The sequence below is a fragment of the Pseudomonas sp. B21-017 genome (assembly GCF_024749245.1).
Classification (GTDB): Bacteria; Pseudomonadota; Gammaproteobacteria; order Pseudomonadales; family Pseudomonadaceae; genus Aquipseudomonas.
The window spans coordinates 525859-539242 of record NZ_CP087194.1; the positions used below are offsets into that span (position 1 = coordinate 525859).

The 13384-nt window shown below is 59.4% G+C and carries 12 protein-coding genes and 1 pseudogene; 9 read left to right on the forward strand and 4 right to left on the reverse strand.

Annotated features, from left to right (window positions below; all coding sequences use genetic code 11):
* Positions 1-127 precede the first annotated feature (127 nt).
* The 7 genes from msbA (at position 128) to LOY28_RS02345 (ending at position 7624) form a co-directional block, all read left to right on the forward strand.
* Entirely contained in the window at positions 128-1930 is a 1803-nt protein-coding gene (gene msbA / locus LOY28_RS02315) for a lipid A export permease/ATP-binding protein MsbA (RefSeq protein ID WP_019020918.1), read from the forward strand.
* Between the two features lie 184 nt (positions 1931-2114).
* Positions 2115-2819, forward strand: a complete 705-nt coding sequence (locus LOY28_RS02320) for a sulfotransferase family protein (protein WP_258613006.1) — start codon at positions 2115-2117, stop codon at positions 2817-2819.
* Positions 2812-3417: an adenylyl-sulfate kinase gene (cysC, locus tag LOY28_RS02325; protein ID WP_018928542.1), complete on the forward strand. Its 606-nt coding sequence runs from the start codon at positions 2812-2814 to the stop codon at positions 3415-3417. The genes LOY28_RS02320 and cysC overlap by 8 nt, the downstream gene beginning before the upstream one ends.
* Before the next feature lie 102 nt (positions 3418-3519).
* The gene (hldE, locus tag LOY28_RS02330; RefSeq protein ID WP_026286608.1) at positions 3520-4941 is read left to right on the forward strand and encodes a bifunctional D-glycero-beta-D-manno-heptose-7-phosphate kinase/D-glycero-beta-D-manno-heptose 1-phosphate adenylyltransferase HldE; all 1422 of its coding nucleotides are present in this window, start codon (positions 3520-3522) and stop codon (positions 4939-4941) included.
* 122 nt (positions 4942-5063) lie between these two features.
* Positions 5064-6038, forward strand: coding sequence for a glycosyltransferase (locus LOY28_RS02335; protein ID WP_258613007.1), 975 nt, complete (start codon positions 5064-5066; stop codon positions 6036-6038).
* 3 nt (positions 6039-6041) lie between these two features.
* Entirely contained in the window at positions 6042-6746 is a 705-nt protein-coding gene (locus LOY28_RS02340; protein WP_258613008.1) for a hypothetical protein, read from the forward strand.
* Between the two features lie 71 nt (positions 6747-6817).
* Positions 6818-7624, forward strand: a complete 807-nt coding sequence (locus tag LOY28_RS02345; RefSeq protein WP_018928538.1) for a hypothetical protein — start codon at positions 6818-6820, stop codon at positions 7622-7624.
* 10 nt (positions 7625-7634) lie between these two features.
* Here the strand turns inward: LOY28_RS02345 and LOY28_RS02350 are convergent, their stop codons facing one another.
* From LOY28_RS02350 to LOY28_RS02365, 4 genes and pseudogenes are all read right to left on the reverse strand, one after another.
* Positions 7635-8600, reverse strand: a complete 966-nt coding sequence (locus LOY28_RS02350; RefSeq protein WP_018928537.1) for a hypothetical protein — start codon at positions 8598-8600, stop codon at positions 7635-7637.
* Between the two features lie 32 nt (positions 8601-8632).
* The gene (locus tag LOY28_RS02355; RefSeq protein WP_086944090.1) at positions 8633-9445 is read right to left on the reverse strand and encodes an aldo/keto reductase; all 813 of its coding nucleotides are present in this window, start codon (positions 9443-9445) and stop codon (positions 8633-8635) included.
* Positions 9442-10616, reverse strand: a pseudogene (locus LOY28_RS02360) (NAD(P)/FAD-dependent oxidoreductase). Before LOY28_RS02360 ends, LOY28_RS02355 begins: the two are co-directional and overlap by 4 nt.
* Positions 10617-10755: 139 nt before the next feature.
* On the reverse strand, positions 10756-11088 hold the full coding sequence (locus LOY28_RS02365; protein WP_007939639.1) for a multidrug efflux SMR transporter: 333 nt from the start codon (positions 11086-11088) through the stop codon (positions 10756-10758).
* A gap of 103 nt (positions 11089-11191) precedes the next feature.
* Here LOY28_RS02365 and LOY28_RS02370 point away from each other — a divergent pair, with 103 nt between their 5' ends.
* Positions 11192-12082 carry a LysR family transcriptional regulator gene (locus tag LOY28_RS02370; protein ID WP_018928534.1) on the forward strand — a complete coding sequence of 297 codons (891 nt, stop codon included), beginning with the start codon at positions 11192-11194 and terminating at the stop codon, positions 12080-12082.
* 22 nt (positions 12083-12104) lie between these two features.
* Positions 12105-13382: a lipid IV(A) 3-deoxy-D-manno-octulosonic acid transferase gene (gene waaA / locus LOY28_RS02375; RefSeq protein WP_018928533.1), complete on the forward strand. Its 1278-nt coding sequence runs from the start codon at positions 12105-12107 to the stop codon at positions 13380-13382.
* The last annotated feature ends 2 nt before the right edge of the window (positions 13383-13384 follow it).

Sequence of the window (13384 nt, forward strand, 5' to 3'; positions counted from 1 at the left end):
GCCATTTGGGGTGATGGCTATTTGATGTTGAATTCTGACGCTTAACAATAACAGCCTTTATGCGATTGCCAGAACCCTGAAGAAGCTGTGCTAAAGTCAGCGTCCTTTTTATCGACATTCGCGTGATATGACCGACTCCAGTCTCTCCGCAAGCCCATCGAGCTTGAAAATTTACTTCCGCCTGCTCAGCTATGTCCGGCCGTACATCAGCCTGTTCCTGATCAGCATTGTCGGTTTTCTGATTTTCGCTTCGACTCAGCCAATGCTCGGGTACATCCTCAAGTATTTCGTCGACGGCCTGTCCAATCCCGAAGCGGCGCTGTTTCCAACCGTACCGTACCTGCGTGATCTGCAACTGCTGCAGGCCGTGCCTTTGCTGATCATCCTGATTGCAGCGTGGCAGGGGCTCGGATCTTATCTGGGCAACTACTTTCTGGCCAAGGTTTCCCTCGGACTTGTCCACGACTTGCGTGTGCAGTTGTTCAACAATCTGCTGGTCTTGCCCAACCGTTATTTCGACAAGCATAACTCGGGTCATCTGATTTCGCGCATCACCTTCAACGTAACCATGGTCACGGGGGCGGCTACAGATGCGATCAAGGTCGTAATCCGTGAAGGCATGACGGTGGCGTTCCTGTTCGCCTCGCTGCTGTTCATGAACTGGCGCCTGACGCTGGTCATGGTCGCGATCCTGCCGTTGATCGCCTTGATGGTGCGCACCGCCAGCAAGAAATTCCGTAAACAGAGCAAGAAGATCCAGGCCGCCATGGGCGACGTGACGCACGTGGCCTCGGAAACGATCCAGGGCTATCGTGTGGTGCGCAGCTTCGGCGGCGAAGTCTATGAAGAAAGGCGTTTCTTCAATGCCAGCCAGGGCAACACCGACAAGCAACTGCGCATGACTCGCACCGGCGCCATCTATACGCCGCTGTTGCAGCTGGTGATCTACACCGCCATGGCGGTGCTGATGTTCCTGGTGTTGTTCCTGCGCGGAGATGCGTCCGCCGGTGACATGGTGGCCTACATCACTCTGGCAGGCCTGCTGCCGAAGCCGATCCGCCAATTGTCTGAAGTCAGCTCGACCATCCAGAAAGGTGTGGCCGGCGCCGAGAGTATCTTCGAGCAACTGGACGTCGAACCCGAAGTCGATAACGGCACCATCGAGCGCGATGCCGTCAGCGGTCGTCTGGATGTGCGTCACTTGAGCTTCACTTACCCGGGCACCGATCGCCAGGTACTCGATGACATCAGTTTCTCGGTCGAGCCGGGGCAAATGGTGGCATTGGTGGGGCGTTCGGGCAGCGGCAAGTCGACATTGGCCAACCTGATTCCGCGCTTCTATCACCACGACAAGGGCGAGATCCTGATCGATGGCGTTGAAGTGGAACAGTACAAGCTGCTGAACCTGCGCAGGCACATCGCCCAGGTGACCCAGCATGTGACGCTGTTCAGCGACACCGTGGCCAACAACATTGCGTATGGCGATCTGGCTGGGGCTCCCCGCGAAGACATCGAGAAAGCGGCAAGAGACGCCTACGCGATGGACTTCATTGCGCAGTTGCCCGAAGGCCTGGACACCCAGGTCGGAGAGAACGGCGTGCTGCTGTCCGGCGGTCAACGTCAGCGTCTGGCAATTGCCCGGGCCTTGCTGAAGAATGCACCGTTGCTGATTCTCGACGAAGCCACTTCGGCCCTCGATACCGAATCCGAGCGGCATATTCAGGCTGCACTGGATCAGGTCATGAAAGGTCGAACGACGCTGGTCATCGCTCACCGGTTGTCGACCATCGAGAAGGCTGACCTGATTCTGGTCATGGATCAGGGCCGGATCGTCGAGCGCGGCACCCATGCCGAGCTTCTGGCGCAGAATGGCTACTACGCCCGCCTGAACGCCATGGGCCTCGACGCCCCGGCTGAAGACATCGCCTGATTCGATGCAAGGGTGAGCCCTGCTCACCCTTGCGTTCACCGGCGTGCAACGCGTCCGGTGGATTGTATCCAGACCTTTACGCTTCTTGACCAAACCGGAATAAATCTCGGCAACGCGCTTGTTAAGGTTCCTGAACGAACTTTGACTTCAATCGAGGGGGCAACCCTTTCGCGCGGGTACTGCCATGCTGCAACGTTATCTCTGGAAGCTCTTGCCCAAGCCGCAGCGGGCTTTCCTGCTGGGACGCCTGTCGGTCGTGGACCGTCAGGTGATCAACAAGTCGATGTCGGCCAGCCTGAGCTTCCCACGGGCCTTCGAGCAGCGTTCCTGTCTATTCATTCATGTTCCCAAGTGTGCCGGGAGCAGCATATGTGCGGCGATGTTCGATGGGTGGAGCCCCGGGCACTTGCCGTTGTACTGGTACGAGCAGCAATTTCCCGAGCAGTTTGCCGCCAGTTTCAAGTTCGCCTTCGTTCGTGATCCGCTGGAAAGGGCCTACTCGGCTTATGCTTTTTTGCGCGGCAATGAGTTGGGCCGGCGCGATCAGGCGGCGCAGAGGCTGGTCTGCCACTACCGCGACTTCGATGATTTCGTCGCTCGCTGGCTGCATTCGGAGACCATCAGCCGACAAATGCATTTTGCCGCGCAAACGGATTTTCTGACCGACTCCCTGGGGCATCTGGCCCTGGACTTCATTGGCTACCAGGAGCATCTGGAGCGGGATTTTCGCCTGGTCTGCGAACAGGTGGGTCACTGGGCGGTGTTGCCTCACGTCAACGGCTCGCAACAGCGGCGTCCGATGCTTGCCCGCGATTTCTGCTCGGTGCGTACCCGTCGGCTGGTGCGGCGGGTGTACCAGCGCGATTACGAAATGCTCGGTTATGAATGAGCCCCTGTCGATACCTGTTCCAGAGATCAGGCCTTACGATCTGTCACTGTCGAACCGCGACCGCGCCGCAATCAAATTCCAGCACCCGCGTTGCCTGTGGTTGACGGGCCTGTCGGGCGCGGGCAAGTCGACCCTGGCCAATGCACTGGAGTTGCAACTCAATCGGCGCGGGCTGCACACGTTCCTGCTCGATGGCGACAACCTGCGCAATGGCCTGTGTCGTGACTTGGGAATGAGTGCTGAGTGTCGCCGGGAAAACATCCGGCGCATGGCCGAGGTGGCACGGCTGATGGTCGACGCCGGTTTGATTGTGATTGTTGCGGCGATCTCGCCGTTTCGCGCAGAGCGTGATGCCGCTCGTCGGTTGTTCGCTGAGGGCGATTTCATCGAGGTATATGTGAGCACGCCCTTCGCGGTGTGCGCGCAACGGGACCCCAAAGGTTTGTATCAAGCGGCCCGCCAAGGGCGGATCAAGAACTTCACTGGCATCGACAGCCCTTATGAGGCACCGCTGACGGCGGAGTGCGAGATCGACACCCAGGTGCTGCAGCGTGAGGACGCTTGCCATCGTTTATCGCAATTTCTGCTCAATAAATGAACAGAATTCCCTGCCGATTCATCCGGTTGCAGCCGCCCCGCAAGCCAGCGCCAACCCTGTGTTAATATCGCGCCCCTGTTCATTTTGTATGTGGGTTGCTCCATGAAGTTGTCCATGCCGCGATTCAATCAAGCCCCTGTCTTGGTGGTCGGCGATGTCATGCTCGACCGTTACTGGCATGGTGGTACCTCACGGATCTCCCCTGAGGCGCCGGTACCGGTCGTCAAGGTCGAGCACATCGAGGACCGCCCGGGCGGTGCCGCCAACGTTGCCTTGAACATTGCCGCGCTCGGTGCGCCGGCCTCGCTGGTCGGTGTGACCGGCGACGACGAAGCCGCCGACAGCCTGGTCAATAGCCTCAAGGGTGCCGGCGTGCGGGCATTGTTCCAGCGCATTGCGCACCAGCCGACCATCGTCAAGCTGCGGGTCATGAGCCGTCACCAGCAATTGCTGCGTATCGACTTCGAAGAGCCTTTCGCAACTGACGCCCTGGCGCTGGGCGAGCAAGTCGACGAATTGCTCGAAGGCATCAAGGTGTTGGTGCTGTCCGACTATGGCAAAGGCGCGCTGAAAAACCATCAGGTGCTGATCCAGGCCGCCCGTGCCCGTGGCATTCCGGTGCTGGCCGATCCCAAGGGCAAGGATTTCTCGATCTACCGTGGCGCGAGCCTGATCACCCCGAACCTCAGCGAGTTCGAAACCATCGTCGGCGGTTGCGCCGATGAGCACGAACTGGTGAGCAAGGGCGCGCAGCTGATGCACGACCTCGACCTCGGTGCATTGCTGGTAACCCGTGGCGAGCACGGCATGACCTTGCTGCGCCCGGATCATCCGGCGCTGCACCTGCCGGCCCGTGCCCGTGAAGTGTTCGACGTGACCGGCGCCGGCGACACGGTGATTTCTACCCTGGCGGCGGCGATCGCCGCTGGCGAAGAGCTGCCCCACGCGGTGGCCCTGGCCAACCTGGCGGCGGGCATCGTGGTCGGCAAGCTCGGTACCGCGGCCATCAGCGCACCGGAACTGCGTCGTGCGATCCAGCGTGAGGAAGGCTCCGAGCGCGGTGTACTGGGCCTCGAACAGTTGCTGCTGGCGGTCGATGACGCGCGAGCACACAAAGAGAAGATCGTGTTCACAAACGGTTGCTTCGACATCCTGCATGCCGGCCACGTGACTTACCTCGAACAGGCGCGCGCCCAGGGTGATCGCCTGATCGTGGCGGTCAATGACGATGCGTCGGTGAGCCGCTTGAAAGGGCCGGGTCGGCCGATCAACAGCGTCGACCGTCGCATGGCGGTACTGGCAGGTTTAGGCGCCGTCGATTGGGTGATCAGTTTCTCTGAAGGCACCCCGGAAAACTTGCTGCGTGCGGTCAAGCCGGATGTACTGGTCAAGGGCGGTGATTACGGGGTCGACCAAGTGGTTGGCGCGGACATCGTCAACGCTTACGGCGGGACGGTGAAAGTACTGGGGTTGGTGGAAAACAGCTCGACCACTGCTATCGTCGAGAAGATACGCAGCCGTTGAGGTGGGCGTCTCTCGTTTTGTAATGTACGTGAACGGTCTTACCTTGGAGGTATAACCGTTTCCGTTGACGTTGGCCGGTACAAATCCGCGCTTACCTGCTGTTGTCTTGTGGTAATTATTTTATGAAAGTCATGCTCCTGGTGATGGATGAGCAGCGTGTCATATTGGACCGCTTGTATGAAATCGTGCAGCAGAACTGCGCCGATTGTGTTGTCTATCGCCTGAGCAAACTGCAACAGATGAAACTCGGCCCGTTTCTGGCTTCGGTCAATTATCAGAACTTTGACCGGGTCGTGATTTTCTCCAGAGTCAAGCGCCTCGCGCCGCAGGTCAGTGTTCTAAAGTGTATTCCCGGGCTGATTTTTCTCGAACATGACGCCTATCAGAACTACATGCCCGACAGTAAGTACCGGAGGGTTTATTCGCGTCTGTATCGCCGTCTCCCAAGCTCTCGCGTGCTGGTGTCTGGCGCTGTTGTTGCGCGTAGGATGCAAGCTGAAAATATTGATGCAGTGTTCGTTTCAAAAGGATATGACGAACAGATGCTGCATAACATGGACGGTGTTCGAGACATTCCGATCGGGTTTCTGGGCAGTTTGAAAAGTACCGAATATGCGCAGCGCAAGGCCGTCCTTGAGTCGCTGGCTCGGCGTACCGGCATGTTGGTAACCCGGACCCAGTCTGGCGCCGAATATCTTGAAACACTCAATCGCATCAAGATCTTTGTCAGTGCCGATATTGGCATGGGCGAATTCATGATCAAAAACTTTGAAGCCATGGCCTGTGGTTGTGTACTGCTGGCCTGGAGTCAAGGTGAAGAAGATGAGTTGTTGGGCTTTCAGGATATGCACAACACCGTGTTCTATCGCTCCGAAGAGGAGGCAGTGGAAAAACTCAAGCTGTTGGAGAGTGACCCTGCGTTAGCGTCTCGTATCGCCAGTAACGGGCAGGCGTTCGCTGAGAGCCAGTATTCCTTTGCACGTGTGGGACGTACCCTCGCTGTTGAAATCCAGCGTGAAATGCGTCCATGGCGACCGCCTTCGGCATTCACTCGCCTGTGGGTCAAGTTACGTCATGGGATGAAGGTTCCGGAGTAGCTTATGGACGGTCAAAAGCCTCAGACTTGTGAACAAGTAGCGCTGGATGGGCTGCCTGGTGGGCACCAGTCCGTTATGGATGGACTGCCGGAAGCGTTAAAAGAGTGCTTGCGCACGGCTGCTCGTGTTGTGCTTATAGCCAATAATCCGGCTATTACGTCGGCCGATTTCCAGGCGCTGAATATTGGCATCGATGACGTCGTGGTCAGCTTCAATACCTGTGTTAAAGCAGCATTGCTTGGCCCGCAGAGCGTGAATGTATTCGTGCATGGTTTCAATGCGCCGGACGCCTACTTCTTCGGCCTTCCCTATGGAGCTGAAGTGCAGCGACTTTTCCAACACGCTGGCGAGCGTTGCTTCACGATGCTGGTGGGAAGTACGCAGGCGATGTGCCCTCTGCCGCGAGTAGCTCTTTTTTGGGAGCGTATTCCGTTACCGGCGCTGTGGAACTACCCGGTCGATCGACCGGGAGGCAAACGTTATGTTGGACCTTCCACCGGCTTCAATGCGCTGGTGTTGTTCGATTGGCTGCGCAGCCACACCGGTTATACCTATCAACTGATGACGCTGGGTTTTTCCAACGAGGCAGGGAAGCTCTGGAGCGGGCATGCCTGGGACTATGAGCGGGACTGGTTGCAGAAGTTGGACGTCATCGTCGTGCCTCTGCGGCGTCGTAGTTGGTGGCAAGTATTGCTTCGTCGCAAATGAATGATTGTTGGTAACCGGTCACCAGCAGGGCGCCGAAAAGCGGGCTCGTTTTCTTTCAGGGGTGTTGTCGAGTGTTAAATGTTGCGGTGGCTTTTTTTGGTATCCCAAGAAATTCGGAAATCTGCTTTCCCTCCATTCAAGAAAACGTTCTTGCGCAGTTGCCCCCGAACAGCAACGTAAAATGCTTTTATCATCTGTATAAAGTCGACGAAGTCCAGAACGCGCGCTCAGGCGAAAGGGGAGAGCTGAAGGCGGATAACTATAAGGCCTTCGAGGTTATGACGGGCCAGCTCACTTCAACGGAAGGTGTTCTTGAGCGTTGGAACTTTGAACAAGTCAAGGCACTCGGCGATACCTGGGCTGACGAGTACGCATCACTTCGGAACCTGATCTATCAGCTGAATTCGCTGCACACAGTCACCGCCATGATGGAGTCCTTCAATCCTGATTTCGTAGTATTCGTTCGTCCGGACAATTTCTATCACACACCGCTTCCCGCCTATGTGTTCGATCACCCTGAAGCCAGGCGATTGAATAGCTATATCCCTGATTGGCAGTGGTGGGGGGGGCTGAACGATCGTTTTGCCATTTGTGGGCGTGATACCTATATGGCTTATGGGAAAAGGATCGAGCACATCTTCGACTTCTGCAAGGCGACAGGAAGGCAGTTACATTCCGAACGACTGCTCAAATACGTATTGCAACAGGCAGGAGCCCGGATTTGCACCATGGATACCAAAGCTTCCCGTGTTCGTATCACCGGTGCATTTGCAGATGAATCGTTCTCTCCCAAGCGCGGCATGGGCAAGCGGGAGAATCGCTACTTTCATTTGTTTGCGCAGTTCCGCACATTCATGGACAAGCAACGATCAAGCTAAGCGCAAGCCATTATTTACTCAGTGTTCCCCGCATCAGCTTCACCAGTCGGAGAGCCTTCACGCTCAGTTGCTTCAACCCTGGTCGCTGAGCTTTCGGTACTCCCAGCCCTTGTTGTGCTATCCAGTCCTTCCAGCGAATACGTTCTTCATGGACCACCCAACCTTGTTGGATAGCGAAGCTCTCCGCCAGATACAGTCCACGGGTACTGGCCGGTAAAAGCTTGTCGCGCTTGAGCGTATACAGCTCGGGGACGGGCACCCCATCATCAAGTGGCATCAGGTACAAATCGGGACGTTTACGATCGAGCCGGGCCACCAGTTGATCGCCCTCCAGCCGCTCGTCGACATGGAACAGGCTCAGGGATTTGGCTTCCTTGGGCACGTCCAGGCGCAAATCGTAGATCAATTGCAGCGAGGCTGTCGGCAAGTGCACGTAGGCCCGGGGACGTTCGATCAGCGGCATGTTCGCGCAGCGCACCGGCCGCGCCGAGCCGGAGAGTGGTGTCAGGCGAAACGGCAGGGCTTCGCGGTAGTGCAGGGCAGCCGAGTAGGGCGCTGGCAGCCAGGTTTCGTTGAAGCGCCCGCTGAGCCAGCCCTCCGGGGTTTCCAGCAGGCACTCTTCGGCAATTTCCTGGGTCGCCGTGTGCAGCGGCAGGTTCAGCTCATGGGCCGGCACGTAGCCGGAGATCAGCTTGAGCACCACGTCGCCGCGATCCTGCCGACGCTGACGCACCAACACCCAGTAATCGCGATTCTGCCAATGCAGGGTCAGGCGCACCGAGACCCCAAGGTTCGCCAGCTCCAGGGCAAACCGCTCGCTGTCGGCCACCGTCACCGGACGGCGGCGTTGCAGGGTCTGGGAAAAATTCAACGGCATCCCGACGCTCTGATAACTCAAACCTTCGGGTGTGGCTTCGACGAACAGCGGCAGGGTCTTGAAGTTGCTCGGGTTCTTTCTGATCAGCGTACGCGGCATGTCGGCTCCTGCTTAAGGCCGCGTGGGCGGCATCAATGGCTACGAAGGACCTGGGCAACGGTCGCGACGTTATGGGCGAGGTGCAGCGGATTGATGGTCCCGACAATAGCACTGGCCACCCCCGGGTGTTCAAACAACAATTCGAAGCTGGCACGCACCGGATCAACGCCCGGGCTCAGGCACACATGGCCGCTGGCCAGGGCCTTTTTGACCAGGATCGCTTTGCCGTGAGCAGCAGCATAGTCAATGACTGGCTTCTCGTTCTGTTCGTTCAGATTGTAGGTGACCATTGCGCAATCACCTTGTTCCAGAGCCTTCAAGCCGCCTTCGACGGTTTTACCGGAAAAACCGAAACCGCGAATCTTGCCTTCGCGCTTGAGCTCGGCAAGGGTCGCATAGACCTCACTGTCGTTGAGGATCGCCAGGTCGTTGCCGTCGGAATGCACCAGCACCAGATCGATAAAGTCCGTTTCCAGGCGTTGCAGGCTGCGCTCCACTGAGAGCCGGGTATGCGCGGCGCTGAAATCATGGCGGGACTGACCGTCGGCGAACTCTTCACCGACCTTGCTGACGATTACCCAGTCCTGACGCTGACCACGCAGCAACGGGCCGAGACGCTCTTCGCTGCGGCCATAGGCCGGGGCGGTGTCGATCAGGTTGATGCCCAGGTCGCGCGCGAGTTTGAGCAGCATGCGGGCTTCGTCGTCGCCGGGGATCTGAAAGCCGTTGGGGTATTTCACCCCTTGATCGCGGCCAAGTTTCACTGTGCCCAGGCCCAGGGGCGATACCAGCAGGCCGGTGCTGCCCAGCGGACGATGCAGGTCATGCAGGGTCGGTTGGCTCATGGCAGCAGTTGCTCCCAGGCAGGGGTGCCTATCGGCGGTTTCGGCAGTTCCGGCAGCGGGGCCGGATGGCTCGGCTGAATACCGTCGCGTTGCAGTGTGGCGAAGACGCGGTCGGCGAAGTCCGGTGCCAGGGCCAGTTTGGTCGGCCAGCCCACCAGCAGACGATTCTGCTCGGCGAGGAAGGCGTTGTCCGGGCGGGTCAAGCCCGATTGCAGCGGCTCGGCGCGTTCGACCCGCAAGGTCGCCCACTGTGCGGTGCTCAGGTCGATCCACGGCAGAAGTTGGCCCAGTTCTTTCTGGGCGGCGGCAATTTGCGCGGCTGGCTCGCGGGCCACGCCTTCGGCTTCGGCGATGTCGCCGCCCACGTACCAGACCCACTGGCCATCGGCGGCCGGGTGAGTGGTCACGGTGACGCGTGGCTTCGGCCCGCCGCCCAGACAGTGGGCGTACAGCGGTTTGAGGCTCGGGCCTTTGACGATGATCATGTGCAGGGGCGGCGCTGCATGGCCGGTTGGCTCAGGCCCAGCGCGGTCAGCAGGTCAGCGGTGCCGGCACCGGCACTGAGAACGATGCGCTGGGCGCGGATTTCGCGTTCGTCGACTTTCAAACCGACCAGTTCACCATTCTCCAGCAGCGGTTCGATGTGCTGACCGGCCAGCAGGCCGTCGCCAGCCAGGTCGGCCAGGCGCTGGATCAGGCTCGGCACGTCGACCACCAGTTCCGTCAGGCGATAGACCTTGCCCTTGAAGCGCTTGTCTTGCAGCGCCGGCGGCAATTGATCGCCTTTGACCTGATCGACCCGCCCGCGCACGGCTTTGCTGGCGAAAAAGCTGGTGAGGTTGCCAGCGAGGGTGCCGGGGGACCAGAGGTAATGGGCATCGGACAATACGCGCACGCCGGACAGGTCCAGTTCGCCGTCGCCGGCCAGTGCTTCACGCCAGCGACGCGGCATGTCGGCAATGGCTTCCGAGGCGCCGGTCAGGGCGCCGTGCAACGCGTATTTGGCACCGCCGTGGATGATGCCCTGGGACTTCAGGCTTTGCCCGCCACCGAGGCTGGCGTTTTCCACCAGCACGGTCGAGAAACCCTGGCGGCGCAGGCGTGCATTCAGCCAGAGGCCGGCGACACCAGCGCCGACAATCAGAACGTCGGTGGAAATAACGGATGGCATGCAGCGACCTCAGTGTTCAAGACGAGGGCGCAGTATACAGACTCGATGCGCAGGAGATTTGTTGGTGATCAATAGAGCGGATGCAAAACCTGTGGGAGCGGCGGTGCGGTGCTCCCACAGTAAGATAGTGCTTCGGGTTTTAATGTCCCGCGGTCTTGGAGAACAGCTGAATAACCACGACGCCCAGCACAATCAGCGCCATCCCCAGCATTGCCGGCACATCCAGTTTCTGCCCGTAGATAAACAGCGCCGCGACGCTGACCATCACGATGCCCATGCCGGCCCACACCGCGTAGGCCACGCCGACCGGAACGCTGCGCACCACCAGGGTCAGCATCCCGAAAGCAATGCCGTAACCGACGATGACCAGCAGCAGCGGCAGTGGCGTGCTGATACCCTTGACCGCTTTCATCGAAACGGTGGCGATCACTTCGGCGCAGATGGCAATGGCGAGGTAGTAGTAAGCGGTCATGGGTCAATCCTCGTATGAAGTGTTACTTTCTGAGGTCGGCATTCTAGAGATCCGCCAGATGCGGTAAAGTCATTACCTATCTGTTCTGGAGATGGGTTGAGCCATGAATATGCAATGGAGTCTGGAACAGCTGCACTTGTTTGTCAGTGTCGCGGAACAACGTTCCTTTTCCGCGGTGGCGCGGGATCAGCGCAAGGCGCAGTCGGCGGTCAGCAGTTCGATTGCGCTGCTGGAAGAAGACCTGGGCGTCAGCCTGTTCGATCGCAGCAGTGGTCGCCAGCCGAAACTCACCGAAGCCGGCACCGCGCTGCTTGAAGAGGCGCGGGAAGTGCTGCGCCAATGTGAGCGCCTCAATGGCCGGGCACTGGCGATGATGCGCGGTCAGGAAGCGAGTTTGCGGGTGGCTCAGGACGAGGCAATGCCTTATCAGGCAGTGGTTGAAAGCTTCGAAGCCCTGGCCGAACAATTTCCGAGCCTCGAAGTGCAACTGACCAGCGCTGCCCAGGGTGATGTCGCGCGCAAACTGGTGGAGCGTCGGGCCGACCTGGGCTTGCTGTTTTATCACGAGCAGATTCCCGAAGCCCTTGAGCGCCGAGTGCTGGGCAGCGTTGAAATGGTCACGGTGTGCGGCGTGGGGCATCCATTGGCGCAGCAGACGCAGGTCAATTGCCAGCAACTGGCGCAGCATCGACAGCTGCTGATGTCCACGCAATCCAGCGTCTATCCCGGCAGTGAGCCGGCCAGCCCGCAGGTCTGGCGGGCCGACAGTTTCTATGTGATGGCCGAATGGGTGATGCGCGGCCTCGGCTGGGCCTGGTTGCCGCGCCATGTGGTGCAGTACCCGGCGTATCAGAATCTGATGGTCGAACTGACCAGCGAATGGACGCCGCCGGCATTGATTGTGGAGCTGGTCTGGCGCCGCGACGAGCCCCTCGGCCCGGCAGCCCGTTGGCTGGCGGAACGTTTTGCCGTGCACTTGCAGGCGATTGGCTAAAAAACCGATAAACTCCGCCGCCATGAATAGAACCCTCTACACCGCGCTGTTTTACCTGGGGCTGCCATTGGTAGCGATTCGGCTTTGGCTGCGGGCGCGCAAGGCGCCGGCGTACGCCAAACGCATTGGCGAGCGTTTCTCCCTCGCGCTACCGGCGATGAAGCCGGACGGCCTTTGGGTGCACGCGGTGTCGGTAGGCGAAAGCATCGCCGCGGCGCCGATGATCCGTGCCTTGCTGCAGCGATATCCGACGCTGCCGATCACCGTCACCTGCATGACCCCGACCGGGTCTGAGCGCATCCAGGCGCTGTTTGCCAACGAGCCGCGCATCCAGCACTGCTATTTGCCTTATGACTTGCCTTGCGCTGCGGCGCGATTCCTTGATCGGGTCCGGCCGAAACTGGCAGTGATCATGGAAACCGAACTCTGGCCCAACCATATCCATCAGTGCGCCAAGCGTGGAATTCCCGTGGCCCTGGCTAATGCGCGACTGTCTGAGCGCTCGGCCAAAGGTTATGGCCGCTTCCATAAACTGACCCGGCCGATGCTCGCCGAGATGAGCCTGTTCGCAGTGCAGACCGAAGCCGAGGCGCAGCGTTTCCGCGATTTGGGCGCGCGCCCGGAAACGGTTGAAGTGACCGGTTCGATCAAGTTCGACCTGACTATCGATCCGCAACTGCTGCAGCGTGCTGCCGAGCTGCGCGGGCAATGGCAGGCGCAGGATCGCCCGGTGTGGATCGCCGCGAGCACCCATGAAGGTGAAGACGAAGTGGTGCTCGATGCCCATCGTCGGCTGTTGGCCAATCATCCCGATGCCTTGTTGATTCTGGTACCGCGTCATCCGGAGCGCTTCAACCCGGTGTTTGAGTTGTGCCGGCAAAAAGGTTTCACCACGGTGCGGCGTTCGACGGGCGAGCCGGTGACCGCAGATACTTCGGTGTTGCTGGGCGACACCATGGGCGAGTTGCTGTTTCTTTACGCCTTGGCCGACAGCGCTTTCGTCGGCGGCAGCCTGGTGCCCAATGGTGGCCATAACCTGCTGGAACCGGCGGCCTTGGCCAAACCGGTGCTCAGTGGGCCGCACCTGTTCAACTTCCTCGAAATCGCCGCGCAGTTGCGCAGCGCTGGGGCGCTGGCCGAGGTCGATGATGCTGAAGGTCTGGCACTGGCGGTGCAGCGGCTGTTCGAACTGCCGCGCGATGCACAGCGGATGGCGGAGGCGGGGCTGAAGGTAATGCGCACCAATCAGGGTGCGTTGCAGCGGTTGCTGGACGGGTTGGGCAGGTTGATCGAGCGGTAGAC